The organism is Cryptosporangium minutisporangium (genome assembly GCF_039536245.1).
Lineage (GTDB): Bacteria > Actinomycetota > Actinomycetes > Mycobacteriales > Cryptosporangiaceae > Cryptosporangium > Cryptosporangium minutisporangium.
Genome location: NZ_BAAAYN010000018.1, coordinates 166700 through 193561 on the forward strand (window position 1 = coordinate 166700; position 26862 = coordinate 193561).

29 protein-coding genes and 2 pseudogenes are annotated in these 26862 nt (G+C 71.5%); 16 read left to right on the forward strand and 15 right to left on the reverse strand.

Annotated elements, in window-relative coordinates; genetic code table 11:
- Nucleotides 1–69: 69 nt before the first annotated feature.
- Both ABEB28_RS15495 and ABEB28_RS15500 read right to left on the reverse strand, forming a co-directional pair.
- Complete coding sequence (locus ABEB28_RS15495) at nucleotides 70–1326, reverse strand: AGE family epimerase/isomerase (protein ID WP_345728788.1); 1257 nt, start codon at nucleotides 1324–1326, stop codon at nucleotides 70–72.
- Nucleotides 1327–1408: 82 nt separating this feature from the next.
- Nucleotides 1409–1879 (reverse strand): NUDIX hydrolase, encoded by a 471-nt coding sequence (locus tag ABEB28_RS15500; RefSeq protein WP_345728789.1) that lies wholly within the window; start codon nucleotides 1877–1879, stop codon nucleotides 1409–1411.
- Nucleotides 1880–2466: 587 nt separating this feature from the next.
- On the opposite strand from ABEB28_RS15500, the gene ABEB28_RS15505 reads away from it, so the two are divergent.
- Nucleotides 2467–3294 (forward strand): isocitrate lyase/PEP mutase family protein, encoded by an 828-nt coding sequence (locus tag ABEB28_RS15505; protein WP_345728790.1) that lies wholly within the window; start codon nucleotides 2467–2469, stop codon nucleotides 3292–3294.
- A gap of 143 nt (nucleotides 3295–3437) precedes the next feature.
- On the opposite strand, the gene ABEB28_RS15510 is transcribed toward ABEB28_RS15505, so the two are convergent.
- From ABEB28_RS15510 to ABEB28_RS15520, 3 genes are read right to left on the reverse strand one after another with little or no spacing between them, the layout of a single operon-like run.
- The gene (locus ABEB28_RS15510) at nucleotides 3438–4151 is read right to left on the reverse strand and encodes a hypothetical protein (protein WP_345728791.1); all 714 of its coding nucleotides are present in this window, start codon (nucleotides 4149–4151) and stop codon (nucleotides 3438–3440) included.
- The gene (locus tag ABEB28_RS15515) at nucleotides 4148–4963 is read right to left on the reverse strand and encodes an ATP-binding cassette domain-containing protein (RefSeq protein ID WP_345728792.1); all 816 of its coding nucleotides are present in this window, start codon (nucleotides 4961–4963) and stop codon (nucleotides 4148–4150) included. Before ABEB28_RS15515 ends, ABEB28_RS15510 begins: the two co-directional genes overlap by 4 nt.
- The gene (locus ABEB28_RS15520) at nucleotides 4960–5283 is read right to left on the reverse strand and encodes a PadR family transcriptional regulator (RefSeq protein WP_345728793.1); all 324 of its coding nucleotides are present in this window, start codon (nucleotides 5281–5283) and stop codon (nucleotides 4960–4962) included. Before ABEB28_RS15520 ends, ABEB28_RS15515 begins: the two co-directional genes overlap by 4 nt.
- 151 nt (nucleotides 5284–5434) lie before the next feature.
- On the opposite strand from ABEB28_RS15520, the gene ABEB28_RS15525 reads away from it, so the two are divergent.
- On the forward strand, nucleotides 5435–5917 hold the full coding sequence (locus ABEB28_RS15525) for an anthrone oxygenase family protein (RefSeq protein ID WP_345728794.1): 483 nt from the start codon (nucleotides 5435–5437) through the stop codon (nucleotides 5915–5917).
- 76 nt (nucleotides 5918–5993) lie between these two features.
- On the opposite strand, the gene ABEB28_RS15530 is transcribed toward ABEB28_RS15525, so the two are convergent.
- Nucleotides 5994–6344 (reverse strand): YybH family protein, encoded by a 351-nt coding sequence (locus ABEB28_RS15530; RefSeq protein WP_345728795.1) that lies wholly within the window; start codon nucleotides 6342–6344, stop codon nucleotides 5994–5996.
- A gap of 99 nt (nucleotides 6345–6443) precedes the next feature.
- On the opposite strand from ABEB28_RS15530, the gene ABEB28_RS15535 reads away from it, so the two are divergent.
- Complete coding sequence (locus ABEB28_RS15535) at nucleotides 6444–7412, forward strand: LysR family transcriptional regulator (RefSeq protein WP_345728796.1); 969 nt, start codon at nucleotides 6444–6446, stop codon at nucleotides 7410–7412.
- Between the two features lie 64 nt (nucleotides 7413–7476).
- On the opposite strand, the gene ABEB28_RS15540 is transcribed toward ABEB28_RS15535, so the two are convergent.
- A complete protein-coding gene (locus ABEB28_RS15540; RefSeq protein WP_345728797.1) occupies nucleotides 7477–8058 on the reverse strand; it encodes a hypothetical protein in 582 nt (193 codons plus the stop codon).
- Nucleotides 8059–8265: 207 nt separating this feature from the next.
- On the opposite strand from ABEB28_RS15540, the gene ABEB28_RS15545 reads away from it, so the two are divergent.
- Entirely contained in the window at nucleotides 8266–8940 is a 675-nt protein-coding gene (locus ABEB28_RS15545) for a GntR family transcriptional regulator (RefSeq protein ID WP_345728798.1), read from the forward strand.
- Nucleotides 8941–9044: 104 nt separating this feature from the next.
- On the opposite strand, the gene ABEB28_RS15550 is transcribed toward ABEB28_RS15545, so the two are convergent.
- Nucleotides 9045–9494, reverse strand: coding sequence for an SRPBCC family protein (locus ABEB28_RS15550; protein ID WP_345728799.1), 450 nt, complete (start codon nucleotides 9492–9494; stop codon nucleotides 9045–9047).
- 182 nt (nucleotides 9495–9676) lie between these two features.
- On the opposite strand from ABEB28_RS15550, the gene ABEB28_RS15555 reads away from it, so the two are divergent.
- From ABEB28_RS15555 to ABEB28_RS15580, 6 genes are all read left to right on the forward strand, one after another.
- Complete coding sequence (locus tag ABEB28_RS15555; protein WP_345728800.1) at nucleotides 9677–10312, forward strand: maleylpyruvate isomerase N-terminal domain-containing protein; 636 nt, start codon at nucleotides 9677–9679, stop codon at nucleotides 10310–10312.
- Between the two features lie 102 nt (nucleotides 10313–10414).
- Entirely contained in the window at nucleotides 10415–11188 is a 774-nt protein-coding gene (locus ABEB28_RS15560) for an ArsR/SmtB family transcription factor (RefSeq protein ID WP_345728801.1), read from the forward strand.
- 71 nt (nucleotides 11189–11259) lie between these two features.
- Complete coding sequence (locus ABEB28_RS15565) at nucleotides 11260–12357, forward strand: sensor histidine kinase (RefSeq protein WP_345728802.1); 1098 nt, start codon at nucleotides 11260–11262, stop codon at nucleotides 12355–12357.
- Nucleotides 12354–13010 carry a response regulator transcription factor gene (locus tag ABEB28_RS15570; protein ID WP_345728803.1) on the forward strand — a complete coding sequence of 219 codons (657 nt, stop codon included), beginning with the start codon at nucleotides 12354–12356 and terminating at the stop codon, nucleotides 13008–13010. Before ABEB28_RS15565 ends, ABEB28_RS15570 begins: the two co-directional genes overlap by 4 nt.
- Nucleotides 13011–13070: 60 nt before the next feature.
- Nucleotides 13071–13487: a glyoxalase superfamily protein gene (locus ABEB28_RS15575; RefSeq protein ID WP_345728804.1), complete on the forward strand. Its 417-nt coding sequence runs from the start codon at nucleotides 13071–13073 to the stop codon at nucleotides 13485–13487.
- Nucleotides 13488–13519: 32 nt separating this feature from the next.
- Complete coding sequence (locus ABEB28_RS15580) at nucleotides 13520–14488, forward strand: RNA polymerase subunit sigma-70 (protein WP_345728805.1); 969 nt, start codon at nucleotides 13520–13522, stop codon at nucleotides 14486–14488.
- A gap of 319 nt (nucleotides 14489–14807) precedes the next feature.
- Here the strand turns inward: ABEB28_RS15580 and ABEB28_RS15585 are convergent, their stop codons facing one another.
- The gene (locus tag ABEB28_RS15585; protein WP_345728806.1) at nucleotides 14808–15347 is read right to left on the reverse strand and encodes a hemerythrin domain-containing protein; all 540 of its coding nucleotides are present in this window, start codon (nucleotides 15345–15347) and stop codon (nucleotides 14808–14810) included.
- Nucleotides 15348–15476: 129 nt separating this feature from the next.
- Here ABEB28_RS15585 and ABEB28_RS15590 point away from each other — a divergent pair, with 129 nt between their 5' ends.
- Together ABEB28_RS15590 and ABEB28_RS15595 are read left to right on the forward strand one after the other, a co-directional pair.
- Nucleotides 15477–16487, forward strand: a complete 1011-nt coding sequence (locus ABEB28_RS15590) for a M20/M25/M40 family metallo-hydrolase (protein WP_345728822.1) — start codon at nucleotides 15477–15479, stop codon at nucleotides 16485–16487.
- Between the two features lie 3 nt (nucleotides 16488–16490).
- Nucleotides 16491–16875 (forward strand): annotated as a pseudogene (locus ABEB28_RS15595) (ornithine decarboxylase); the annotation flags it as partial.
- Between the two features lie 50 nt (nucleotides 16876–16925).
- Here the strand turns inward: ABEB28_RS15595 and ABEB28_RS15600 are convergent.
- The 5 genes and pseudogenes from ABEB28_RS15600 to ABEB28_RS15620 all read right to left on the reverse strand — a co-directional run bounded on the left by ABEB28_RS15600 (nucleotide 16926) and on the right by ABEB28_RS15620 (nucleotide 19739).
- On the reverse strand, nucleotides 16926–17882 hold the full coding sequence (locus tag ABEB28_RS15600; RefSeq protein ID WP_345728807.1) for a DNA polymerase domain-containing protein: 957 nt from the start codon (nucleotides 17880–17882) through the stop codon (nucleotides 16926–16928).
- A gap of 4 nt (nucleotides 17883–17886) precedes the next feature.
- Entirely contained in the window at nucleotides 17887–18357 is a 471-nt protein-coding gene (locus tag ABEB28_RS15605; protein ID WP_345728823.1) for a gluconokinase, read from the reverse strand.
- 147 nt (nucleotides 18358–18504) lie between these two features.
- Nucleotides 18505–18936, reverse strand: coding sequence for a VOC family protein (locus ABEB28_RS15610; protein ID WP_345728808.1), 432 nt, complete (start codon nucleotides 18934–18936; stop codon nucleotides 18505–18507).
- Between the two features lie 9 nt (nucleotides 18937–18945).
- Nucleotides 18946–19407, reverse strand: coding sequence for a helix-turn-helix domain-containing protein (locus ABEB28_RS15615; protein ID WP_345728809.1), 462 nt, complete (start codon nucleotides 19405–19407; stop codon nucleotides 18946–18948).
- A 39-nt stretch (nucleotides 19408–19446) separates the two neighbouring features.
- Nucleotides 19447–19739, reverse strand: a pseudogene (locus ABEB28_RS15620) (hypothetical protein).
- A gap of 523 nt (nucleotides 19740–20262) precedes the next feature.
- On the opposite strand from ABEB28_RS15620, the gene ABEB28_RS15625 reads away from it, so the two are divergent.
- From ABEB28_RS15625 to ABEB28_RS15635, 3 genes are all read left to right on the forward strand, one after another.
- Entirely contained in the window at nucleotides 20263–20721 is a 459-nt protein-coding gene (locus tag ABEB28_RS15625) for a PaaI family thioesterase (protein ID WP_345728810.1), read from the forward strand.
- Between the two features lie 142 nt (nucleotides 20722–20863).
- On the forward strand, nucleotides 20864–22066 hold the full coding sequence (locus ABEB28_RS15630) for a hypothetical protein (RefSeq protein WP_345728811.1): 1203 nt from the start codon (nucleotides 20864–20866) through the stop codon (nucleotides 22064–22066).
- A 350-nt stretch (nucleotides 22067–22416) separates the two neighbouring features.
- Nucleotides 22417–23085: a hypothetical protein gene (locus ABEB28_RS15635; protein ID WP_345728812.1), complete on the forward strand. Its 669-nt coding sequence runs from the start codon at nucleotides 22417–22419 to the stop codon at nucleotides 23083–23085.
- Nucleotides 23086–23157: 72 nt separating this feature from the next.
- Here ABEB28_RS15635 and fusA read toward each other — a convergent pair whose 3' ends face one another.
- A complete protein-coding gene (gene fusA / locus ABEB28_RS15640) occupies nucleotides 23158–25200 on the reverse strand; it encodes an elongation factor G (protein ID WP_345728813.1) in 2043 nt (680 codons plus the stop codon).
- Nucleotides 25201–25571: 371 nt separating this feature from the next.
- On the opposite strand from fusA, the gene ABEB28_RS15645 reads away from it, so the two are divergent.
- Nucleotides 25572–26150 carry a TIGR03086 family metal-binding protein gene (locus tag ABEB28_RS15645; protein ID WP_345728814.1) on the forward strand — a complete coding sequence of 193 codons (579 nt, stop codon included), beginning with the start codon at nucleotides 25572–25574 and terminating at the stop codon, nucleotides 26148–26150.
- Nucleotides 26151–26862 lie beyond the last annotated feature (712 nt).

A 26862-nucleotide genomic window follows, 5' to 3' on the forward strand; every position in this document is an offset into this window, starting at 1 on the left:
GAGCCCCGCCCCGAGCGAGCCCCGCCCCGAGCGAGCCCCGCCCCGAGCGGGCCGCACTTCGAACGAGCCTCAGCCCCGGGCGAGCGCGGCGGCCAGCGACGGTGCCAGCGGCAACTGCGGGATCAGCGTCGCCTGCACCGCGTGGTACGCGTCCGGCTTGCCACTCCACACCGACGCGGACGGTGCGTTCCGCTCGTCCAGCTCGTGGCGCCACGAGCCGCGCTCGCGGTCGATCAGGTACTGCTCGGCGTAGTCCCACCACTGGCGGTACGGCGCTTCATACCGGCGGTCGCCGGTAGCGACCCAGAGCGCGGCCGCCGCGTTCGTGGCCTCGTTGACGACCCAGTGCAGCCGGTCCCGGACGACCGGCCGCCCGGACCAGTCCGTGGTGTAGACGAAGCCGACCGCACCGTCGGCCGCCCACCCGTCGGCCACCGCCCGGTCGTACAGCGCGACCGCGCCATCGCGCAGGGCGGTGACGTCCGCGGACGGGTCGGCCGCCGCCAACGCCTCCGCCAGGTGCAGGCAGAGTCGTGACCACTCCAGACCGTGACCGATCGTCGCTCCGTACGGCTGGAACTGGTGGCGTGGCTGGTCGTGGTGATGCTCCAGCAGCGGATTCCAGCCCTCGTCGAAGTGTTCCGGGATCCGCCAATCGTTCGCGCCGGCCCAGCCCAGCACTCGGCGGGTGATCCGGTCGGCCCGCGCTTGCCACACCAGGTCACCGGTCGCGTCGGCTGCCGCGAGGTAGGCCTCCACCGTGTGCATGTTCGCGTTGACGCCGCGGTACGGGTCGAGCGTCGACCATCGCCGGTCCCACGCGTCGACGACCATGCCGTCGTCCTCGCGCCAGAACCACTGCTCGTTCACGGCCAGCGCGTCGGTGAGCAGCGCTTCAGCCCCCGGACGCCCGGCCGCGACCGCCGACGAGGCCGCGAGCACGACGAACGCGTGCGGATAGGCGGCTTTCCCGTCGTCGACGGGGCCGTCCGCGGTGATCGACGAGAACCACCCGTCGTGCTCCTGGTCGCGGAAGCGGTCGGTAAGCGCCGCCAGGCCGTGGTCGGTCAGCTCCGCGGACCCGGGGCGACCGAGCAGCGTCGCGAGCGCGAACACATAGGTCATCCGGCAGGTGAGCCACAGGTCGAGCGGACGCTCCGCGTCGAGCGTCCCGTCGTCGGTGAGCCAGCCGAACCCCGCCGGGTGGCGCGACCCGGCCGCGAAGTCGAACAACCGGTCGCGCTCGACGTCCAGCCAGGCCCGGTGCTCGGCGGAGTCGATCCAACTGTCGCCAGCGGGCCGCGCCGCCCGAATCTGCTCGGCCACTCCCGGCCACCCTTCGTCGAGGTCAGCGTTTCGGGTTGAAGCCTCGCACCCCGGTGGCCCCGACGTCTGCCGAGGGTGGGCGTCACCCGAGGTAGGGCAGCGGTCGGTTGGACAGCGCGTGCCCGATGCGCACCAGCATGTCCGGATGGATGTCCAGTTCGCGGAGCGTCCCCGGGTCGACCCACCGGACGTCGAGGAACTCCGCGCTGGGAGACGGTGAGCCGCCGAGTGGATGGGCACGGAAGCAGAGCGAGAACTGCTGGCGGACTGTGCCGTCGCTGAACGCGAGCACGTGCCGAGGATTGCTGTAGATGCCGATCAGGCCGGTGATCAGGATGTCGATGCCGGTCTCCTCCCTGGTCTCGCGGACGGCGGTGTCGGTCACGCGTTCGCCGAGTCCCAGCACCCCGCCGGGGAGTGCCCACCGGCCGGTATCGGCTCGCTGGATCAGCAGGATCCGGCCGTCGGTCTCGGCGACGAAGGCGGTCGCGGCCACCACGATGGAGTTGGGCGCCGGAGCTGCGGGGTCGTTGAGGTATTCGGTGCGGGCCATGCACCAACACTACCCAACTCGTTGGAATGAGTGGGCTTTCCCGTGTCGCGTGTGGATTCTTCGACGAACGCGCCGTCAGGTGGCGCGATTTTCGGAAGGCCACCCCACGGGAGCCTCGCGAGGCCGCTTTTCGGGAAGACCACCCCCACCGGGGCTTCTGGCGCGCCTTTTCGACAAGAACCCCACCGGGGCGCCTGGCGCGCGCTTTCGGGAAAACCGCCCCGCCCGGGGTGCGAGGCACACCCATTTGGGAGGACGACGCCGACAGCAGCTCGATAACGCTCTTGGGAACACCCCACCGGGTACGTCGCGCATGGCCCTCTCGGAAACCGCGCCGTCCGACACCGCGACACAAGCCTCCCGAAGCCACCGCAAGGGCATGCACGCCATTCCCGAGAATCCCCCGGCACGTTACGGATGCCTTCCGGAAGTGATCCCACTACGGCACGCTGCGGGCGCCATCTCGGGAAACCACCCATGCCCCGCACACCCGTCCGGGAAGCAACCCGGCCCGTCACACCGCATCGCGCCCCTCCGGGAAGACATCCCGCGCGAGTTCTGTCGGTGGGCGTCGCTACGGTGCCGTCATGAGCGAGTCGCCGACCACCAACCCCGCTGCCAAGGCGCAGCACTTCCTCGACCTTCACCACAGCGAGCGTCCGCTCCTCCTGCCGAATCCCTGGGATGTCGGTTCCGCCGCCCTGCTCGCCGCGCTGGGGTTCTCCGCACTGGCGACGACCAGCAGCGGGTTCGCGGCCACGCTCGGCCGGCACGACGGCCACGTGACCCGGGACGAGGCGCTCGCACACGCCGCCGCGATCGCTGCCGCGACCGACGTGCCGGTCTCCGCGGACTTCGAGAACGGCTTCGCCGACGCCCCTGACGCGGTGGCCGAGTTGGTGACAGCGGCGGCCGGCAGCGGCTTGGCCGGCTGCTCGATCGAGGACTCCACCGGACGCGACGACGACCCGATCTACGACCTCGCCGCGGCTACCGACCGGATCGCCGCCGCCGCGGAGGCCGCCCACGCCGGACCGACGCGCGTGGTGCTGACCGCGCGCGCCGAGAACTACCTGTACGGGCGCACCGATCTCGCCGACACGATCGCCCGGCTGCAGGCGTACCAGGAGGCCGGGGCCGACGTGCTCTACGCGCCGGGGCTGACCAGCGCCGAGGACATCCGCGCGGTCGTCTCGTCGGTCGATCGGCCGGTCAACGTCCTCGCGTACCGCGGCGCGCCGCCGGTAGCGGAGCTCGCCGAACTCGGCGTCAGCCGGGTCTCGATCGGGGGCAGCTTCGCGTTCGCAGCGATCGGCGCGGTGGTCGAGGCAGCTGCCGAGTTCCGCGAGAAAGGCACCTACGGCTTCATCGAACTCGCCCGCCGCGGATCCGCCGCCACCGGCAAGGCGTTCTGACCCACTCCCACTGGCTGCGGCGCCGCTACCCCGCCCGACCCGGCGCTGCTCTCCCGCTCCGGCAGGGCCCGCTTCGGTCGGGCCCTGCCGGCTGGGCCCGATCCGGCTGGGGCCGGTCCAGTCAGGCCCTGTCCAGCGGGCGGTCAGATGGTCGGACCGGACGGGCCGCTCGGACTTGCCGTCAGGGGCACCTGGCGCCGGAGCCGCACGGCCGCCGCGCATCCGCCCAGCGCGAGCACGACCGCAAGGACGACCGACGTGTGCACCAAGCCACGAGCAACGTGATCCGCCCCGGCGTTGCTCTGAATCGCGTACTCGCCGATCTCCCGGGTGAACCAGAAAGGCAGCGCGTGCGCGACCGCCTCGTCCGGGTCGAGCATCATCTGCATCGCGACGATCGTCAGCAGCACGAGCATCCCCTCGAGCTCCCGGGGCAGGACCGCGCTCACCGCCAGCCCTAGCGGCGGAGCGACCACCACGGTCAGCAGCAGGATCAGCGCGATGCCGTCGTAGCGGACGTCGTCCAGATCGAAGCGGATCAACAGGAAGTAGGGCGTCGCCAGCGCGAAGCCCACCGCCCAGAGCGCGGCGAGGCGGCCCAGGTACAGCTGGTAGGTGGCGTAGCCGCAGAGCCGCAGGCGAGGCTCGATGCCGCGGGCCGCGTTACCGGCGAACAAGGCTGCCGTGCTCAGCGTCCACCCGATGCCCAGGCTGACGAACCGCACCGACTGCCAGTACTCCGTACCGCGACGGCTGAAGTAGAACGCCAGCGGGAGCAGCGCCAACAGGAGCAGCACACCGCGGCGCCGGGCGATCTCCCGCAGAGCCGCTTCGGCAACCGTCAGAGTCTTCGTCACCGTTCGCCCCTCGGAGTCAGATCGAGCACCGTGTCCACCCGGTCGAGCTCGCCGAGCAGGTGGGTGACGACGACGATCGCACTGCCGGCGTCGCGCCAGCGCCACACCTGTTGCCAGAAGTCCAGGTAGGTGCCGTTGTCGAAGCCCTGATACGGCTCGTCGAGCAGCAGCACGTCCGGGTCGCCGAGACCACCGAGGACGAGATTGAGCTTCTGCCGGGTACCGCCGGACAGGTGCCGAGCCTGACCGTCGCGCGCGACGTGCGGCCAGTCGAGAGCTGCCGCCCGGGCACGACCTTCCGCCCTCGCCGCGGTGCGCGGAACGCCGCGTCCGGCCCCGACGAGGACGAAGTGCTCGTCGGCGGTGAGGTAGTCGGAGGTACCGCCGGCCTGCGGGCAGTAGCCCACCCTGCCGTGGATGCGGACCTCGCCGGAGCTCGGCCTGGTCAGCCCTGCGCAGATGCGCAGCATCGTGCTCTTGCCGCAGCCGTTGGCACCGATCATCGCGACCACTTCGCCGGCGTGCACGCTGAGATCGACGCCGTTGAGCACGGTTCTGCGGCCGTACTTCTTGGTGATACCGCGGGCCTCGAGCCGCACGTCGCTGCGCGGTCGGCGCCGGGCCGCGGCGGTCGTGCCGCGCAGGCTCTCCACGACGGCCAGGGCGTACGCGGCGGGTGGGCCGAAGACGGACAACGGCGCCTGTCCACTGTCCCGCAGATGGACCGCGGCCTCGCCGACCGGGCCCGACGGGTCGACCTGGCGGCGACGCAGCTCGGCCGAGAGCGCGGCGAGCCACTCATCCACGGTCACGGGACCTCCATGATGGCGTTGACGTTGCGAACGAACGCCGTCCATTCCTCGCCGGCGCTCAGAAGAGTCGCTCGGCCTTCGTCGCTGAGGCGGTAGTACTTGCGAGCGGGTCCGCTCGCACCGGCACGCCAATCAGCGAGGACGAGGCCGAGTCGCTCCAGACGGAGCAGGGCGGGATAGAGCGTGCCGCCGGCGATCGTGCCGAGGCCGCCCGCATCGAGTCGCTGAGCGATTTCGTAGCCGTAGGACTCGCCGCGGGCCAACGCACCCAGCACGCAGAGGTCCAGCACCCCGCGCAGCCACTGCGTCCGCCGATCCACGGGACATGACAGTAGCACCGCTACTTAGATAGCAGCGCTACTTAGTGGCGTGGACGCTCGCGCATGCAGCCGAGTCCTCCGACGATGGCCGCCGGCCGGGGCCACCCCGTTGACTGGAGTCCGGATCGGACCAGCACCTACGGAGGCTTCCATGCTGTTCAGGAACATCACGCTGATCGCCGCGATGACGGCGACCGGCCTCGCGGCCGGACTGTTCTACACGTTCTCGATCGCGGTCATGCCCGGTCTGCGTCAGGTCGACGACCGCACTTTTGTCGACGCCATGCAGCGGATCAACGTGGCGATCCTGAACGGTTGGTTCGCGTTCAGCTTCGCCGGCGCACTGCTGCTGACCGCTCTCGCCGCCATCCTCGAGTGGCGCGCGGGCGAGCACTCGGCAGCGCTCTGGATCGTGGCCGCAGTCGGGCTCTACGCCGCGGTACTCGTCATCACGTTCGCGCTCAACGTGCCGCTGAACAACCAGCTGGACGCCGCGGGCGACCCGGCCCGGATCACCGACTTCGCGGCGGTCCGGGACCGGTTCGAGACGTCCTGGGTGCGCTGGAACGTCGTCCGCGCGGTTCTCTCCACCGCGAGCCTGGCCACGCTGGCCTACGCCCTACTCCGCCGCTGAGCGCGGCCCGTCCAGAACGACAAATGCATGCGGCGGCTCATGCGTGCTCTCAGGCCCGCCCTGGACGGGCCGTGCACTACTCCGGTCGGTCGAGGATGCGGAGCCAGGTCCCGTCGGCCTGACGGCGGGCCACCTGGGCGCGGCCACCGGTACCGTCGGCGGGGCGAGTGGCGGTGAGCGCCAGATCCCCGTGGAACAGCGTCGGCAGCGGCTCCTCGACACGCTGCGGCGGCATCATCGTCACCACCTTCTCGAACAGCGCCTGGATCGCCTCCCGTCCGACGGTCACTTCTCCGACGGGGTAGCCGAGCACGGCGTCCGGTTCGTAGAGCGCGGCGATTCCCTCCGCGTCGTCGGCGTTGGCGCGTTCGACGAACAGCCGGGCCAGGTCCTCGGGGGTCGCGGCACGTTCGCGGTCGGCAGTCATCTCAACTCCTGGACAGATGCGGTTCGGACATCTCCACCGTGCCCGGTGTCGATCCAGACGTCAAAGAGCGGTTTCTTCTCCCTTCTAGAATCAGCAGTTATGGAACTCCGCCAGCTCGCGTACTTCCTTGCGGTCGTGGAGACCGGCAGCTTCACCAAGGCCGCCGCCCAGGTGCGGGTCGCTCAGCCGGGGGTCAGCGCCCAGATCCGGCAGCTCGAGCGCGAGCTGGGCCAGCCGCTGCTCGACCGCTCCGGCCGTGTGGTGCGCCTCACCGAGGTCGGAGCCGCCGTGCTCCCCTACGCCCGGGCCGCACTGGCCGCGGTGGACGCCGCCCGGCACGCCGTCGACGAGCTCACCGGCCTGCTCCGTGGGCGCGTCGCGGTCGGGATGATCACGTCGTGCGGCCCGCTCGGACTCCCCGAGATCCTCGCCGAGTTCCACCGCGCCCATCCCGCGGTGGAGGTGACGCTCATCGAGGACGGCTCGGACGAGCTCGTCGACGCCCTACACGCGGGCACGCTCGACGCCGCGATCATCGGTTTGCCCACCACCCCTCCGGCCAGCCTCGCCACCCAGATCGTCACCGACGAACCGCTCGTGGGCGTCGTCGCCGCAGGCCACCCGCTCGCGAACCGGGACCGGGTGCCGCTCTTCGAGCTCCACGAGCAGCCGCTGATCAGCCTGCCCAAGGGGACCGGCATCCGAGCCCGCCTGGAGGACGCCTGCGCCGCGGCCGGATTCGCACCGCGCATCGCGTTCGAGGCGAGCGACCCGTTCCTCCTCGCCGAGCTGGCCGCGCGCGACCTCGGACTCGCGATCCTGCCCGCCTCGGTCGTCGCCTCGCCGCCGGACGGTGTCCGGTCGATCGAGATCGTCGATCCGCGACTGCGCGGCCAACTCGCGTTCGCCTGGCGCGCCGCCGGACCCACCAACCCCGCCGCGCGGACGTTCCTCACCCACGCCCGCGCTGCCCTGCCGAACGCCACCCCGACGGACACCACCCCACCGGACGCCACCCCGCCGGACACGACCCCACCAGACCGTCGCCGAGCACGCCCGGCAGCGTGACCTGCTCCCGGACGCGCGGCGGTCGGCCGCCCTGTTCGCGTCCGACCGCCGCGCTCGTCCGCGCCTACCGCGCGCTCCGAACGGACGCGTCCCCGCCGGACGCCGCCCCGCCGGACGCCGCCCCGACGGACGCCGCCGTGCCGGACGCCGACCGTCCGGATGCCCGCCGCGCGAGCGCGAAGTAGCGGTTCGACTCGGGGCGGAACATCAGCACGCACGCCACCACCACCGCCGCGATGTGCACGGCCCGGACCGCGATCACGAGAGCCAACGCCAGGTCGGCCGACCCGAGCGCGTCGCCGAGCGAGTTCCCGTCGGCCAACCAGCTGAGCGGCTCGATGACCAGCGAGAGCATGCCGACGATGCCCAGCCCGAGCGCCAGCGCGATCCGTGCCGAGCGGTACCCCCGCCAGAACGCCGCCACCACCAGCAGCACGGCACCGTAGATGGTCACCCGCACCCCGATACCGACCATCAGCGAACTGAGGGCCTCGCCGTCCGCAGCGCTCACGGCCACCCGGCCGACGGCCTCGACCGCCCCGGCGGCGACCGCCGTCACCCACCACACCGTCGCGGCGCGCACCGACGACGGCGGCTTGATCCGGGACGACGCCGACGACGGGGCCACTACGACTTGTTCCGACATCTCGCACCTCGTTGTTGGTGGAACCGGCGGTGATCCCGCCACGCACCGAGCGTGCTCCGAAACCCCAGAAAGGGCGTCCCGCCGAGGTATCGATCGGTTCTAGTCCTCAGGAGGCACCGACGACTGTCCACTCTCACTCCGCCGACTGCGTCGAAATGAGAATCCGGGATAGTAGAGGCATGCGCCCGGACACTTATGAGGAATTAGATGGTTGATCCCCAGGGATCGCCGTCGAGACCGGAATCGCTCTCCCGGCAGATCTACGCAACCCTGCGCGAAGGCATTATTCGCGGCCAGTACGCGCAGGGCTCCCGACTGGCCGAACAACGGCTCGCGCAGGAGCTCGCGGTGTCCAGGGTTCCGCTGCGCGAGGCGGTGCCGCTGCTGGAGATGGACGGGTTCGTCCGAACGCTGCCGCGCCGCGGGACGGTCGTCACCACCTGGTCGCTCACCGCCGTTGAAGACCTCTTCGACCTGCGGCTCTGTCTCGAGGTCGGCGCGGCGACCTACGCAGCGCGCCAGGTGGCCGCCGGCGCTCCGACCGAGCCGCTCGCCGCCGCACTGGAGCGGTCGGCGGCCAGCGTGACCAGCGGCGATCGGTACCGGATCGCACAGGCCCGGTCCGGATTCCACGACGCGGTCGTCGAGCTCACCGGGAACGCCTTGATGGCGACGCTGATGCGTCCGGTCTCCGGGCGGATGACGTGGTTGTTCTACCTGACCGCGGAGCCGGGATCGTCCGATCCCGCGGTCGGCAACGGCCAGCTCTTTTCCGCGATCACGTCCGGCAAAGAGCGGGTGGCCGAGGCCGTCGCCTATGCGCGTATCGAGTGTGATCGGAGGGAATCGCTCGACGCTCTGCGACGAATCGGCATCGAATAGCGCGCCTCGCCGGTCATCTCCCGCGATTTCACGACGCATTTCACCGCTCGAATTCGCTTGCCTCCGGGATTCCCACTGTGGGATTCCCGGACCGCGGACCCGAACTATCCCGGCGGCGTCCCGGTACCCGGCCGATCGGTGGGCAACAAGGCGCGCCCGGTCTCCAGGTACGCCGTCAAGCTCGCGAGCACGAACGGCCACCCCGCATCCACGACCGCAACCTGGTCGTCCGGTAGACCGGCGTGGGTCAGCGTCACCCGTACCCGCTCCCCTACCGGCTCGAGGTCGAACGTCACCCGCGACACCCGCGCCGGATCACCTTCCTCGCCGGCGACCACCCAGCTGTGCGACAGCCGTCGCGGAGGGTCGACCTCCAGCACCGTGCCCACCAGGTCGACGCCGTCGTCGGTGACCCGCCGGTGTTCCCACCGCCCGCCGGGCGTCCACGTCGACACGTTGCGGTGACCCCAGTAGCGCGCGGTGTGCGCGGGGTCGATCAACGCGTTCCAGACGCGCCCTGGTCGGGCCGCGATCGAGGTGGCATAGATGAGCATGGCAGGAGTGAGCTCTCGTCGACCGGCGACCGACGAGGTCGCTTGACCTCGTTGATGCCGGAGGGTGGAAGGGGCTCATTGTCCCGCCGACCGGCTGAGCGCTCCGGCACTCCGCGCACTCGGGGTACGGACGGCCGGGAAGCACTCATCCGAACCGGGTAGGAGGTCGTACAGTCCGGTCCATGGATCCCGTCACCGGCGACGACGTGACCGCGAGCGTCAGCCTGCTGCGGCGATCGTTCTCCGACGTCCCGGACAGCGCCTGGCGAGTGGCGGCCGGCGATCTGCGCTGGAGCTGCTGGGAGACGCTCGAGCACCTCGTCGACGACTTGTTCACGTATGCGATCCAGGTAGCGGCGTCCGACCCGCCGCGGGACGACGTCGTCCCGTTCGATTACCGGACCACCCGCGACGGCGGGCCGGCGAACAGCCTGTTCCTGCAGCCCTCGGCCGGAACCGCCGGCCTGCTCCAGGCCCTGGAGGTCTGCGGCGTGTTCCTCGCGACCGCGGTCCGGGACGCTCCGCCGGACCGGCGCGCCCACCACGGCTACGGACTGTCCGATCCGGAGGGATTCGCCGCGATGGGCGTCGTCGAGACGCTCGTGCACGGCGACGATCTCGCCCGTGGCCTGCAGCGACCCTGGGCACCACCGGCCGACCTGTGCGCCCGCTCCCTGCACCGGCTGTTCCCGCACGCACCGCTGGAGACCGAGCCGTGGCCGACGCTGCTCTGGGCGACCGGACGCGGCTCGCTGCCCGGCCACCCCGATCAGGGTGACGGCTGGCGCTGGGACGCCCGCCCCGCCGTCGAGCGCTGAGAATCGCCCGCTTGCCCGGCGTCGCCCGAAAGCATTGACATGCAGCCAGACGGCTGCCTAAAGTCATAGGCAGCCTCAAGGCTGCCTAACGGAGGTGGAGCCGTGGACGAGGTCTTCAAGGCGCTGGCCGATCCCCACCGACGTGAACTGCTCGACCGCCTCTACCGGCGGAACGGGCAGACGCTGCAGGAACTCTGCGCCGGGCTGGACATGGCTCGGCAGTCGGTCACCAAGCACCTCGCGGTCCTGGAGGCCGCCGGAGTGATCACGACTACCCGGCGTGGCCGGGAGAAGTTGCACTTCCTCGACGCGGCTCCGATCAACGACATCGCCGACCGGTGGATCGGCCGGTACCGGCAGCAGGCCCGTGCGCTCGCCGACCTGAAACGAACCCTGGAGGACAGACCCATGGCCGAGTTCGTCTACACCACCTACATCAAGACGACGCCCGAGCAGCTGTGGAACGCGCTGATCGACCCGGCGTTCACCAAGCAGTACTGGGGATCCGAGCTCAAGTCCGAGTGGACTCCCGGCGCGCCGATCTACTGGGACGACGAGGACCTCGACCAGGTCGTTCTCACCTCCGAACCGCCCCGGCTCCTCTCCTACACCTGGCACAACTACCAGCCCGCGCACGCGACGTTCTTCGGCTGGGACGACGACTACCTCGCCCGGCTGACCACCGAGGACCGGTCGAAGGTGACGTTCACCCTGGAGCCGGGCGACGACGCGGTGAAGCTCACGATCGTGCACGACGGGTTCGCCGGTGACACCGAGATGCTGCGGGCGATCAGCGGACGCAACCCGAAGTCCGGCGGCTGGCCGCAGATCCTCGCGAACCTGAAGACACTGCTGGAGACCGGCTCCACGTTCTGATCGACCAAAGTCGGTGCGGCCGTCGCCCTCCGGCCGCGGTCCGCGCACCGACGGCGCCTTACGGTGATCCCATGCGATGGTGGGTGGACGTCGGCCTGGTGGCCCTGGCAGCGGCGATGGGAGCGTTCTTCCTGGCCGACACCCCGATGGAGTACCCGATCATCGACGTGACCACCGGAGTTTTCTCCCTCGTTCTGCTGGTGGTCGCGCGCCGTGGGTGGACGGTTCGGATCGCGCTGGGGTTGATCCCGCTGATGGTGGTCTCCACGCTGTCGATGGGATCCGCGATGGTGGCACTCGCCGTTGTCGCCCGTTATCGGCCGTGGCCGACGACGCTAGCCGTGGTGGGAACGCACCTCACGTTCGTCCTCGCAGCGTTCACCGCGGTCGCCTCCGAGGATCCCCAGTTCGTGGTCGCCGTGGTCGCGGTTCTCGCGCTGGATGCCGCGATGGTGGCCTCCGGCAAGCTGGTGCGGTCCCAGCGCCTGCTCGTCGAGTCGTGGCAAGAGCGGGCACGAGAAGCTGAAGAGGGGCAGCGCTTGCGCGTCGAGGAGGCCCGGCACGCGGAGCGGGAGCGGATCGCCCGGGAGATGCACGACGTGCTCGCCCATCGCCTCTCGCTGCTGGCCGTGCACGCCGGAGCACTGGAAATACGCCGGGCGGCACCGGACGACGAGCGCCGGGCCGCCGGCGTGATCCGCGAATCCGCCTACGCGGCGCTCGAGGACCTGCGCGAAGTGATCGGCATGTTGCGCTCCGACGAGGCCGACTCCGACCGGCCGCAGCCCACGCTGGCCGACGTGCCGGCGCTGGTCGAGCAGTCCCGGTCGACCGGAGCGCAGATCGTCTTCGAGAACTGCGGCACCGCATCGGCCGCCGACGGCATCGGCCGTCACGTCTACCGTGTCGTGCAGGAAGGGCTGACCAACGCCCGGAAACACGCGCCGGACGCTCCGGTCCGGGTCGTGCTCACCGATCGCGACGGAGGGCTGGCCGTGGAGATCAGCAACCCCGTACCGGCGTCCGGCACCGCGTGGTTGCCCGGCGCGGGGAGCGGGCTGGTCGGACTGCGGGAGCGGATGCAGCTGGTCGGCGGCAGGCTGGAGCACGGACGGACGCCCGCCGGCGAGTTCCGGCTGTCCGCCTGGGTGCCGGAGCGGACGCCGTGACGATCCGGGTGCTGATCGTGGACGACGACGCGCTGGTCCGCTCGGGTCTGGAGATGATGCTCGGCGGGTTCGACGATCTCACGGTCGTCGGCGCGGTGAGTGACGGCGCCGACGTCATGCCCGCCGTCAACGAGCTCCATCCGGACGTCGTCCTGATGGACATCCGGATGCCGCTGATCGACGGGCTGACGGCGACGGAGCAGCTCCGTGCGCGGCAGCATCCGCCCGAGGTGATCGTGTTGACGACGTTCGACACCGACCGGCACATCCGCCGGGCGATGCGGGCCGGCGCCAGCGGTTTCCTGCTCAAACACACGCCGCCGGCGCGGATCGCCCAGTCGATCCGGCTGGTCGCCGCCGGGGAGCCGATGCTGTCGCCCGACGTCACCCGGCGGGTGATGGCGTTCGCCGCGGAACCCGACCGGGATCCCCGCCGGGACGAGGCTCAGCGGCTGCTCGGCCGCCTGTCCGACGGGGAGCGAGCGGTCGCGGCGCTGGTCGGGCAGGGCCGGACGAACAGCGAGATCGGCCGGGAGCTACTGATGAGCACGGCCACGGTCAAGGCGTACATGTCCCGGATCCTCACCAAGCTCGACCTGACCAACCGCGTCCAGGTCGCGCTCCTCGTCCACGACGCATCGGTCGACCGATGAGTTTTCCGGACGGCCGACGTTGTACGTGGTGAGACCGTTCACCACTGGAGAGGAAAGACCGTGGACTTCACCCTGGAACTCGTGATCGTGCCGGTGTCCGACGTCGACCGGGCCAAGGCGTTCTACACCGAGAAGATGGGCTTTCGGGTGGACGTCGACCACAGCGCCGGCGAGGACTTCCGGGTCGTCCAACTGACGCCGCCGGGGTCGGCCTGTTCGATCTCGCTGATGCGCAACCAGATGGCGCCGGGCTCGCTGAAGGGTCTGCACCTCTGCGTCGAGGACCTGGAGGCGGCCCACAAGGAGCTGATCGCGAGGGGTCTGGAGGCCGGTGAGCCGTTCCACTTCGGTCCCACCGGTCAGACGCCGGGGCTGCATCCCGAGCGGGAGAGCTACGGGTCCTTCCTGCAGATCGACGACCCGGACGGCAACGTCTGGCTGGTGCAGGAGGTCACGAAGCGGACGCCGCGGGCGTGAGCGCCCGTTCCGGCGGAGCCGCGGAGCCCGCCGTGGCTCCGCGGCCCGACGGAGCCGGGGCGGGAACGTCGCCGGACTTCGGCCGCCTCACCGAACCGCACCGCCGCGAGCTGCACGTGCACTGCTACCGGATGCTCGCGTCGTTCCACGAGGCGGAGGACGCCGTGCAGGAGACGTTCCTGCGGGCGTGGCGGGGCCGGGAGAGCCTGGTGGACAGCGCCGGGGTCCGGCCCTGGCTGTACCGGATCGCGACCAACGTCTGCGTGGACGCGATCCGCCGCACGTCGCGTCGGCTGCCCACCACCGACGCCACGGCAGAAGCGTCCTGGCTGCAGCCCTACCCGGACCACCTGCTCGACGAGATCGCCCCGGCCGACGAGCAGCCGGACGCCGTCGCGGTGGCCCGGGAGACGATCGAGCTGGCGTTCATCGTCGCGCTGCAGGTGCTGCCGCCCCGGCAACGGGCGGTGTTCATCGCCCGCGACGTTCTCGGATGGCCGGCCGGCGAGGCAGCCGCGCTGCTGGGCACCAGCGTCGCGGCGGCGAACAGCGCGCTGCAGCGGGCCCGGACGACGCTCTCCGGCCACGTGCCGGCACGACGTACCGACTGGGCCGCCCCGGAGCTGACGGCCGACGAGCGACGGTTGCTCGCCGAGTTCATCGAGGCGAACGAGCGGTGCGACGCCGCAGCCGCGATCCGGATCGCGGCGCAGGACATCCGCATCACGATGCCGCCGGACCGGCTGGAGTTCCGTGGGTTGGAGGCGATCGCGCCGCTGATCGAGCGGGCAGTGGGACCGGATCGGGAGGGCGACTGGCGACTGGTGCCGACCGCGGTGAACCGGATGCCGGCCGCGGCGAGTTACCTGCGACGGCCCGGCGACTCAGTGTTCCGGGCGTTCAAGATCGACGTACTGCGGGTGGCGGACGGCAGGATCGCCGAGATCACGACGTTCGGCACGCTGCTCTTCCCCGCTCTGGGTCTGCCCCCGACCCGCTGAGACGCGCCGCGGCCGCCGCGGGGGCCGCGGGGGCCGTGGGCGCGGCGGGCGCGCTCGGACCGGCGTTTCTCCGGAGGGCGCCGGGGTAGGTCGGGAGGCATGTCCTCCGCGATCCTCCGAGGCGCGGCGGCCGGAGCCGCCCTCGACCGGTCGTAGCCGTCCCGACCGCGCGGATTGACGCCAAATCGGGCTCCACGGGCTCCGTGGAGCCCGATTCGGCGTCAATCCACGTGAGGCCGGGATGCGCCAAGCCGGGAGCGCGCCACGCGGGAGCGCACCACGCGCGGGAACGTCCGCCTCGCCCAGGGGACGGGACCCCTCAGCGGGAGGTGAAGACGTCGCGGAGCGCCTTGCGGACGTGGTCGACGATCGCCCCGACCGCACCCTGGGCCGCCGGCTGCGGATGACGCGGCGCCGCCGCCTCCGCCACCCGCAGTGCCCGCCCCATCCGGAGCCGCTCGTCGGCGTCGAGCCGCTCCCGCACCAGCGGGAACTCCTCCAGCTCCTCGTGGTCGGCGTGCGCGATGATCTCCACCGCCAGCCGGGTGAACCGGGCGTCGAACTCGTCCGACGCCGGATCCAGCCGGTCCAGCTCCGCGAGCAACTCGGTGCCGTGCCGCTCCTGCACGAGCAGCGTGTCCACCTGCAGTTCGTCGGCGTCCTCGAAGTCCCGCATCCGGGGATGCAGCACCAGCTGCTCCGCGGTCTCGTGCACGGTGATCAGCCGGCGCAGGTCAGCGAAGGCCGCGGCCTTCGCCGGACCGTGCGCACTCGCCACCTCGCGAAGACCGGCCCGGATCTGCGCGTGTTGGTTCACCAGGAAGTCGACCGCCTCGAGGTCGACGTCGTCAGCAGGCATCATTCCCCCTCGGTCGCCCCCCGGATTCCCCTCCGAAAAGCCGCAAAACGCCCATCGCCGGTGTGAACCGTTCTCGCACGGTCAAGCCAACCGACATGGCCCCCGACACCACGAGCCCTGGCACCACGCATCCGGCCGGGATCGACCCACTCATGCCCGACCTCGTCGCCGACCTGGCGCGCCTGGCGTGGACGGCCGCCGGTCGGCGTCACGATCCTGGTGGAGGGCCAGGAGGAGTACGGCGCCGGGCTGGCGGCCGCGCTCGACGCCGTGCCGTCCGACCTGCTCGCGGCCGACGTCGCGGTGATCGCGGACACCGGCAACGTCCGCCCCGGCATCCCGACGCTCGGCCTCACCCTGCGCGGGCTCGCGGAGGTCGACGTCGAGGTACGGACGATGGACCACCCGGTGCACAGCGGCGGCTTCGGCGGCCTCGCCCCGGACGCGCTGCTCACGCTCGTCCGCGTGCTGGACAGCCTGCTCGACGAGCACGGCACGGTGGCCGTTCCGGGGCTCGTGCACGAGCCGTGGCCGAGCACGGACGAGATCGAGGTGCCCGGGAAGGCTCCCGGCGTCCCCCCGCTCGGCGCCGGCTCCGGCCGGACGAGCGGCGAGCGGCTCTATGCCGCTCCGGCGCTCACCGTGATCGGACTGGACGCCACCCCCCTCGTCGCCGCGATGAACGTCGTCCCGCCGGTCGCGCGGGCGCGGATCAGCGTCCGGCTGGCCCCGACGCAGGACCCGATCGCCGCACAAAACGCGCTCGTAGCCCATCTCGAGCAGCAGCGACCGTTCGGGGTGCCGGTCGCGGTCACCCGCCGCGCCGTGAGCGGCGGGGTCCGGACCGCCGCGGACGGCCCGGCCGCGCGCGCAGCTCGCGCGGCACTGGCGACGGCCTGGGGCCGGGCCTCGATCCTGCAGGCCGACGGGGGTTCGGTGCCGTTCGCCGGCGCCCTGCAGCGCGGGCCGCGCCCGCCGGAGGTCCTGCTGTTCGGGGTGCAGGACGCGCTCAGCGGATTGCACGGCCCGGACGAACGGGTGCTGCTCGACGAGCTGGCGCGCGGCGTCCGTGCCGAGGCGGAACTGCTGGGGCGTTTGAGCCCCACCCGAGCGGCACCCGCAACAGGACGAAAGGAATAGCAGGTGGCTGATCAGACACGGGTTCCCGTCTTGGAGGCGCTGGACCAGTTCTGGGAGCGCGGCGACGTCATCTCCTGCCCTCCCGGTCACCGGCAGGGGCGTGGCGTCGATCCGCGGGTGCTGGGCATCCTCGGGCACGACCTGTTCACCGCCGACGTCCTGGTGATGAGCGGTCTGGACGACCGACGCATGTCGCAGGGCGTCATCATCCAGGCGCAGGACCTGATGGCCGAGGCGGTCCCACGCGGACCAGGCGTTCTTCCCCACCCGCGGCAGCTCGCTCTCGGTGAAGACCGCGATGCTCTCGATCGCCGGCCCCGGCGAGAAGCTGCTGGTGTCCCGGAACGCGCACAAGTCGGTGGTTGCGGGTCTGATCCCGGCCGGCATGCTGCTCCCGGACGCCTCCGATCCGTCTTTCCAGACCGTCCGGGTGGTGGCTTAGGCCTTCTTCTCCGCTGCGCGCTTGCGGCGCTTGCCCTCGTGCATCGCCTGTACCCGGGCGACCGGGATCGTGCGACCCTCGGCGATCAGCCCCTCGTCGAGGGGCTGCGGCGCGGGCATCGCGTCTGCCCACGGATCCCGCTCCCCCAGCAACGCGGACGCCGTCCGCAGCGTGAAGTCACGCGGCGACACCGACTCCAGGTCGTCCCAGGACACCGGGAACGACACCGGGGTCCCCGGCCGGATCCGCGGGCTGTACACGGCGACCACGGTCGCGCCACCGGCTCGGGTGGAGTCGAGGAACACCTTGTCGCCGCGGTCCTCCCGGATGAACGCGGTGGTCGCCAGCTCGGGGTCGAGCCGCTCGGCCCGGACCGCCAGCGCCCGGGTCGCAGCCGCCACTTCCTCGGCGGACGCCCCGTCCACCGGCACGAAGATGTGCAGACCCTTGGCCCCGCTGGTCTTCACCGCACCGGCCATCCCGACGTCGTCCAGCGCGCGGCGGACCAGGTGGGCGGCGCGGGCGGCGAGCCCGAACGACTGTCCTTGGCCTTCGGGGGGATCAATGTCCATGATCAGGTGCGTCGGACGGTCCCAGTGCTCGACCCGGACGAGGGCCGGGTGGTACTCGATCGCGCGCTGGTTGGCGAACCAGAGCAGCGTCCGCCGGTCGTTGCCGAGCGCGTACGCGATCTCCCGGTGCGACGACTCCGCCCAGTGCCGGACCGTCGGCACCCAGTCCGGCGTGTACTTCGGCACGTTCTTCTGCATGAACGGCTGCTGACCTGGCCGCACCCGGATCACCGAGAGCGGCCGGTCACGCAGGTGCGGAATCATCCGCACCGAGAGCGCGTCGACGTAGTCGACGAGGTCTCGCTTGGTCGCGTCGGCCCCGTCGAACAGTGGTTGGTCGAGGTTGGTGAGCGAAACCCCGTCGCGTTCCTCGCTACCCATGGGCTCATTCAAGCGTGCGGAGGGCACGCTCGACGATCTCCTCGGGCGACTGCGTGCCGTCGATCGGTGCGCCTGACTCGTCCGCGCCCAGCCGTTCGAGCGTCGCGAACTGCGAGTCGACGAGCGTCACCGGCATGAAGTGCCCCTCCCGCTCGGCCACCCGCCGCAGGATCGTCTCGCGGTCCACGTCCACGTGCAGGAACCAGACGGTCGGAGCACCCTGCCGCAACCGGTCCCGGTAGGCGCGCTTGAGCGCCGAACACGGGATCACGCCGCCCGTGGCGGCGTGATCCGCGAGCCAGTCCGCGATCTTTCCGAGCCAGGGCCAGCGGTCCTCATCGGTCAGCGGCTGACCAGCGGTCATCTTGGCGATGTTCGCCGGCGGGTGGAGGTCGTCGCCTTCGGCGAACGCGATGCTGAGCTTCTCGGCGAGCAGCTTGCCGACCGTGCTCTTGCCGCAGCCGGTCACTCCCATGACGACGACCAGCGGCGCGGGCCGCTCGTTGCCGTCCGGGCGTGCCGCTCGTTCAGTCGCTCGGGTGTCCGCGTTTTCCGCGCCGGGTGCCATATCGTCCGATCGTAATGTGACCGCCCGGCCCAGCGGGCCGCCAGTGACGTGGTGTCAGTCGAAATCGGCCCCGGAGAACGCGCGCGGTTCGATCAGCACCATCCAGTTGCCCGAATTGTCCCTGGCGACCGCCTCGACACCGTACGGACGCTCCTCCGGCTCCTGGAGGAACTCCACCCCTTTGGCGCGGAGGTCGTCGTAGGTCTTGCGGCAGTCGTCGACGTTGAGGCCGAGGCCGTGCATGCCACCTTCGTCGAGTGCACGGTTGATCGCGGCGACCATCTCCGGCGAGTGCGGCGGGCCCGGCACGGTCAGGTGGACCTGGAGCTCGGGCTGGCTCGGGTGCGTGACCGTGCACCAGCGGTACGAGCCGTCGGCGAGCGTGATGTCGGTGTGCTCGACGAACCCGAGTACGTCGAGGTAGAAGGCCTTGGACGCGTCGACGTCCTTCACGAACACGCTGGTGATCGAGATGTTGGTGATCATGCGGTCAGGCTAGGAGCCCGGAGCCTCCGCGCGCTTCTCCGCGCTTGCGCAATCGGCACGGCGCTCGGCCAGGCCCCACATGAACACGAAGCATCCCGGGATGTGGGGCGCGCCGGTCGCCGCCCAGCGGCGCTGGAACTCGCTCGGCGTCTCCCCCACGACCTCGCGGAACCGGCTGCTGAACGAACCGAGGCTGGTGAAGCCGACCGCCGCGCAGACCTCCGTGACCGTCAGGTTCGTGGACCGCAGCAGGTCCTGGGCCCGCTCCACCCGACGTCGGGAGAGGTACGCGGCCGGCGACACCCCGTAGGTCGTGGTGAACATCCGCTGGAAGTAGTACTTGCTCAGCCCGGCGACCGCCGCCAGGGCGTCCAGGTCCAGCGGCTCCCGGTAGTGCCGGTCGGCGTGGTCCCTGGCCCGGCGGAGGTGCACGAGCAGATCGCCCGGGACGCGGCGCGGCGCTGAGCTCACGAACCAAACCTACGTGCCCCGGCGGTCCTGCTGACTACCTCACATCCCGAGCGCGGCCCAGGTCGGCGCCGCCGGGGTGATCCGCAGCGGCATCCGGGCCTCGCTGGGCGTCCGATCGCCCTTGCGGGAGCTGCACGGGCCGCGGCTGTACCGCCAGCGGGTCACCACGTACGTGACCAGCCGCACCACGCGCGGCGCCGGGTAGGTGCCGACCAGCCGACCGGGTGCGCCTCGTGCACCTCGGCGACTCTGCGCACGAGCATCCGGACGGCGTGCCGGAAGCTCACCCGGTGCAGCGGGCCGAGGTCGGCGTTGAGTACGAGGACGTCCACCGGGTCTCCCTTCGTTGTCGGTGTCGCCGGTGTGTCGGTGTCGTCGGTCGCCAAAGGTGCCGGGGTGGACGATGCGTGCCTCGTTGTGCGGGTAGCCACTCCCGCCGGCGAGCCGCGACGACGCGTCAGGTCGCAGCCGGCCCGAGGCCGTCACCGTCCGTTCCCGGCACCTGTGAACCCTTCAGCCTCCGAAGAGTTCAGTCCGAAGCCCCCGAGTCGAACGGGGTGTCTCGCGCTACCGAGGCGCGTGGGTTGCCGTCTCCCTCGCTCCGGTCCGTTCTCGATTCCATCAAAAAAGCCGCCCGGGAATCGGGCGGCAGAGACAGCGCGAATTACCGCTATCCCCGCCGACAGTCCAAGCCGAGGCCGGTGGCCTCGCTCGGCAGGAGCCGCGTCGAGTGGAGGTACATGACTGCTTCCCGCCTTTCTTCCTCGGTGTCGGGGACCACGGTAGAGACCACCGAATGTCCCGACAATTGAATTAGCGTCCGGAAGAATCCCCGGAACGAGGAACGGAGGCCCGATGACGGACAGCGCCCTGAGCATCCAGGAGCGGCTCTACCCCGACCTACCCTGCTTCGGCTGTGGACACGGCAACCCGAAAGGGCTGAAGCTGCGGAGTTACCCCGCCGACGGCTTCGTCGCCGCGAGCTTCACCCCGTGGCCGGAGCACGACAACGGCCTGGGTTACCTCAACGGCGGGATCATCTCCACGGTGCTCGACTGCCACAGCGCCGCTGCGGTGACCCTCGAGGCCGAGCAGCGCGGCTGGCCGGCGCTGCCGGGTGCGGCGCTGCCCTACGTCACCGCCGGGCTCGACGTCCGGTACCTGCGGCCCAGCCCGCTCACCGAGACGGTCGAGTTGCGCGCCGTCGTCACCACGGCCGCCGAGGCGGAGATGACCGCCCAGGTGGAGCTCGTCTGGGACGGCAAGACCCGGGCGACCGCCACCGCGGTCTGGAAGCGCTGGCGTCCGCGGTAGCCGCGCGATCCGGCCGTTCCTCCGTCCGGCCCCGGTGCAGGTGCCCCATCCGGTTGGGCAACGGCCAAAAGCCGCACGCCGGACGGCCCGGCGGGGCCAAGATGTGCGTGCCATGGTGGTGGTCCGGGGATTCGGGGGTCCGATGACGCGGTCCAGAGCAGTCGTAGCCGGTCTGGTCGTGGTGGTCGCCGCCACCGCGTGCCAGACGTCGGCGGACGAACGTGGATCCGCACCGCAGGAGACCGTGGTGCGGCTCGCGGTGGCCGACGGCACCAGCGTCCGGGTCCGTGGGACGACCGGCTCGTTCTCTCCGGTCGCGCGGGTGCCGGCCGGCTGGCGGGTGGAGAGGCTGGTCTGGTCCGACGACGCCGACCGGCTGGCCTGGCTGGCGGTGCAGGTGTCGACCGGAGCAACGCGGGTCGTCGAGGCTCCTGCGGCCGGAGACGGCCCGGTTCGGCAGTGGACGTGCGCTGCCCGCTGCGGCACGGTCGCGTTCCGCGGCGACGGCCTGGTCGCCGACGCGATGGGGTCCGACGCCACGGCGCCGGACGACGGCAGCACCGCACCGAGCCCCGCGAAGACCGCACCGGGCACCGACGAAACCGCGCCGGCCAGCGTCAACCGGTACCCCGCCACCGGCACGGCGGACCCGGAACCGCTACCGCTCACCGGCCTGTCCGCGGAGAACCTCGGCGTCGAACGACCGGTCGTCGCGCTGCTGCTGGGCACCGGCGGAGCGGACGGCCTGCTGGTCGTCACCGCGGCGGCGCCCGGCGTATCCAGCGCGATCCACCGGGTGGCCGAGGACGGCACGACGTCTCTCGTCCACGAGACCGGCGGCACGGCCGTTCCGCGTCACGGTGCACTCAGCCCGGACGGGACCCAGCTGGCGTACACGGTCGACCGGGCCGTCGCCGGCTGCCCGCCCACCGACACCGTCGTCCTGGTCGACGTCGCTTCGGGCGAGGGCGTGCCGATCGCACCGTCGTCCGCCACCGCACCGCAGTTCGTCTCCGACGTCTGGTTCGACGAGGCGGGAACCGTGTACGCGGCCTTGCTGGAGGGCCCCGGGCCGTGCACCGGCGCACCCGCGAGCACCCCGACGGCGCCGGTCACCGCGGAGGTGTACCGGCGGGACGGCACCACCTGGAAGAGCACCGGCGCGCGCGCGAGCCAGGGCGCCGACCTCGGCGAGGGACGCACCGTGCTGCTCACCGGACCGTCGACCGTCGGCCCCGACGGCGTGCACCGATCGCCGCCGGGCACGCTGACGCTGTCCGACGCCTCCGGCAGCGACCAGATCCTGGCTCGCGCGGTCACCGCGTTCGCGGTGGCTCCGTCCTGAGCCGACCGGATCCGACCGCCGCGGCCGGTGCCGCAGTACCAGCGATTACCTACCGTGCTCACGACACGACTCTATTTCGGACATCAGGTCACTCCCGTCTCAGGAATAGCGACTTGCTCCGTGGACGCAGAATGGAAATACGGGGGTGGGTCGATCAGTGGGGGCTGGGGGGACCGATGCCGAAAGAACCTGTGTTAGCCGTCTGGTACTTATACGAACCGGACGAGGTGTTTTCCTTCGACGCGGAGGGCGATCGCATTACGTTCGGTCGCGACGACAAGTGCGATCTCATCATTTTCTCCGCGATCAACGGAGAGTCACTGTCCCGGGTAGCGGGGCGGATTTGGCGGATGGAAGGTGAGCTCTGGGTCCGCAACCTGTCCGAGAAACACGAACTGTGGATCGTCCAACCAGGCTTGCCGCCGCTGCCACCGCTGCCACCGCGCAACCCGGCGCGGCCCGATCCGGGCGCGGCCCAGTCGATACCGGGCGAGCTGACGTACGTGCAGGGTCCGGACGGCTGCGTCCTCGTGGTGGCTCAGCAGCGGGTCGAGCCGGCGTTACCGACCGTCCTCGACGACCGACCGACGACCAGCATCCCGCCGGTCCCACCGGACCTGAGACCGGTGGCCGCCGCGCTCTGCGAACCGTTGCTGCGCGGCAAGCAGCTACCGGCGTCCTACGAGGAGGTGCAGCGCCGACTCGTCACCCGGAGCCGCAAGCAGATCCGCGACCTCGTGCGCCGGCTCTGCGGCTTGTACCTCACCGAGGTCCCCGAGCTACGGGAACGGGTCGAGGCCCGGCGGCGGCTGGAGGAGCGCGAACTCGGTCTGCCCGCCGCGCCGACGGTGGTGCACAAGGGCATCCGGGTGTTCGCGGCGGCGGAGGCCGAGGAGGACGCGGAGATCCGCCGCCGCCGGGCGCTGACCCTGCCGGACTACTACGAGGTGGCGCACCTGCTGGTGCGCCGGCGCACGATCACCGCTGACGATCTGCGTCTCCTCGATCGCGTGCACTGAACCGGGTCTCACGGGACACCGGGTCTTACCGGACGACGCGGGGCGCCCCGGAAGGGGCGCCCCGCACCGGTGTCAGGCCGGTACCGGCGCGTAGCCGGCGGGACGCGTGCTGAACGTGCCCCGCCCCTGGCTACGGCTGCGTAGCCGAGTCGCGTAGCCGAACAGCCCGGCCAGCGGCACGACCGCTGTCACGACCGTCGAGCCACCCGTCCCCGACGGACCGGCGTGGGAGAGCGAGCCGGTGACCCGCCCGCGCCGCGCGGCCAGATCGCCGAGGACTCCGCCGACGGCTTCCTCGGGCACCGTCACCGTGACCTCGACGACCGGCTCGAGCACGGTTACCACGGACGCCCGCAGTGCCGCACGGAGCGCGAGCTTGCCCGCGGTGCGGAACGCCAACTCCGAGGAGTCCTTGGAGTGCGTCGCACCGTCGGTGAGCCGCACCCGGACACCGATCACCGGGTGCCCACCGATCGGACCCTCGGCGAGCGCGTCCCGGCAGCCGGCCTCCACCGCACGGATGTACTCACGCGGTACCCGTCCACCGACCACCGTCGACTCGAACGCGAAGTCGCCTCCGTCGAACGGCGCGACGTCGAGCACCACGACGGCGAACTGGCCGGCGCCGCCGTCCTGCTTGACGTGCCGGTAGGTGAACCCCGAGACGCCGGACGTGACCGTCTCCCGGTAGGCCACCTGCGGCCGTCCGACGCCGATCGTCAGCCCGTGGTCGCGGCGCAGCTTCTCCACCGCCACCTCGAGGTGCAGCTCACCCATCCCGGAGAGCAGCGTTTGCCCGGTCTCCCGATCAGTGCGGACGCCCAGCGCCGGGTCCTCCTCCGCCAGCCGGCCCAGCGCGGTGGCGAGCCGTTCGGTATCAGTGCTCCGTTGCGCCTCGACCGCCACCGACACCACCGGATCCGGTGAGGTCGGCGGCTCGAGCAGCAGGGGAGCGCCCGGCGCGCACAGCGTCGCTCCGGTCGCGGCGGCCTTCGGCCCGACCAGCGCGACGATGTCGCCCGCACCGGCGTGCGGCACGTCGGTGTGCCGGTCGGCCTGGACCTGGAGGATCCGGCTGATCCGCTCGGTGCGGCCGGTTCCGGCGTCCAGCACTGTTCCTCCCTTCTCGACGGTTCCGGAGTACACGCGGACGTAGGTCAGCCGACCGGTGGGGGTGGCGGCCACCTTGAACACCAGCCCGGCGAACGGCGCCGCCGGATCGGCCGGACGCTCCTCGCCGTGGCCGTTCCAGGTGCCGCGCACCGGCGGAACGTCCAGCGGCGACGGCAGGTAGGCCACCACGGCGTCGAGCAGCGGCTCGATGCCCCGGTTGCGGTAGGCCGACCCACACAGCACCACCAGGCCCGCGCCGATGCGGGTCAGGTCGCGCAGGGCGGTGACCAGCGTCGCGTCGGAGAGGTCCGGGTACTCCTCCAGCGCGAGCGGGTGCAGCTCGGCCACGGCTTCCTCCAGCTGCCGCCGCCGGGCGACGGCCTCCTCCCGCAGCCCGTCCGGGATCGGTCCGTCGAGCGGACCGGCGTCGTCGGTCCAGGTCAGCGCACGCATCGTGACCAGGTCGACGACACCGGTGAAGCCGTCCTCCCGGCCGATCGGCAGCTGAACGACGAGCGGCACGACGGACAGCTTCGCTCGGATCGACGCGACCGCGGCGTCGAGGTCCGCACCAGCACGGTCGAGCTTGTTGACGAACCCGATCCGGGGCACCCCGTACCGGTCGGCCTGCCGCCAGACCGACTCGCTCTGCGGCTCGACCCCGGCCACGCCGTCGAACACCGCGACGGCGCCGTCGAGCACTCGGAGCGACCGCTCCACCTCGACCGCGAAGTCGACGTGGCCCGGCGTGTCGATCAGGTTGATCCGGTGGTCGTTCCAGACGCAGCTGACCGCGGCCGAGAAGATCGTGATCCCGCGGTCGCGTTCCTGCGGGTCGAAGTCGGTGACGGTGGTGCCGTCGTGCACCTCGCCCCGTTTGTACGTGGTGCCGGTCGCATAGAGGATCCGTTCGGTGGTGGTGGTCTTGCCGGCATCGACGTGGGCGAGAATGCCCAGGTTGCGGACGCGGGCGAGAACTTCGGTGGTGCGTACGGTGCGCATGGCCTTCCGGCCCTCTTTCTGGTCGACCCTTCACGGGTTGGACTTCCAGAACTGCGCAATGCGGACGCCCGGCAGCGGCGCTGCTGGGGGAACGTCCGTACGTCCGGCGTCAGCCGCGCGGCTGGGACACCGGGTTCACCGAAGACACCAGGATCACATCGAACTGCGATCGGAGAATGGCGACAAAGGTGCGGTAACGCATGGCCGACTCCCCTCGTTCGTCCTGGTTGGGCGGTTCCGCTCTCGGAACCCGTGCCGACACTAGGGTGGCCGTTGATCCGGGCCAACTCATTTGTCCGATCGGCGTCTTCCCGTTCGTCGGTTAACCGAGCCGTCCCGCATCCGGCGGGCCGCGCATCGAGGAGGTAGACATGCCACCCGACCTGCATCCCGCCGCGGTCGTACTGGCCGATCTCGTCCGGGACGTCCGCGACGACCAGTTGACCGCGGTGACCCCGTGCGGCGGAATCCCGGTCGGCGAGCTGCTCGACCACGTCGACATGTTCGCGACCGCGTTCGCCGCCGCAGCGGCCAAGTCGGGGAGCCCGAGCCCGCCGCCGACCCCGGACGCGTCCCGCCTCGGCCCCGACTGGCGCGAGCGGATCCCCGACCGGGTCACGGCGCTCGCCGATGCGTGGTCCTCCCCCTCGGCGTGGAGCGGTGACACCAGCGCCGGTGGCCTTCCGATGGCCGCCGAGGAGGCCGGCGCCATCGCACTGAACGAGGTGTTGGTCCACGGCTGGGACCTGGCAGTAGCCCTGGGTCGGCGCTACCCGGGCGACGATCCGGAGCTAGCCCAGAGCGTGCGGACGGCCCACGCCTGGGCGAGCGCGATCGCCCAGGCGAGTCCGGACGGGACGCCGGGCTTGTTCGGACCACCGGTGCGGGTGGCATCTGACGCGCCGGTGTTCGACCGCCTCATCGCCGCAACGGGTCGGGTCCCTCGCTGAGATGCGGTCCGCGGCCCGTGCCCGACACGGCCCTGCCCGACACGGCCCTGCCCGACACGGCCCTGCCCGACACGGCCCTGCCCGACACGGCCCCGCCCGGCGCGGCCCTTGCCCGACACGGGCCTGCGGGGCGGAGCGCATGGCTCTGCTCTGTCTAGCGTGGCCTGTCCTTGCCCGGCGGGCCTGAGACGCACGCCAGCCCTGCGCGGACCAGCCCGCTCGGACCTGCGGTCGCTATTGGCGCCGCGCGCCGCAGCGCTGCACAGCGCGGGCCGACGCAGCGCCGCACCGCTGGCTCAGCGGCGCACTGTCAACCCTGCCGGCCGGGGCCCGACCCAGCGCGGACCAGCCCGACTGGGCCGGCTCGGCGAGACCTTGCCCGACGCAGCCCGATATCGCACGGCCCTGCCCACCGTGGTCCTGCGCGACGCCGTGCACCGCTGCAGAGGGCGGCCTGCGGGAGCGCACCGCACGCGCCGCACCGCACCGCGCCGTGGCGCACCCCGGCGCGACTTGGCGTGCCTGGCCCTGTCCGCTACGGCGCGGACTTGCGGTTGGGTGGACATGCCGGCGCGCCGAGCGGGCGCGCCGCTCGGCTGCTCTCGGCCTGGGGTTAGGGCGGTGGGTCGAGGGTGGTGCCGTCCGGTCGTCGGATGGTGACGGTCCGTCCGTCGAAGGTGAGCGTCCAACCGTGGTCGTGGATGCGGTGGTG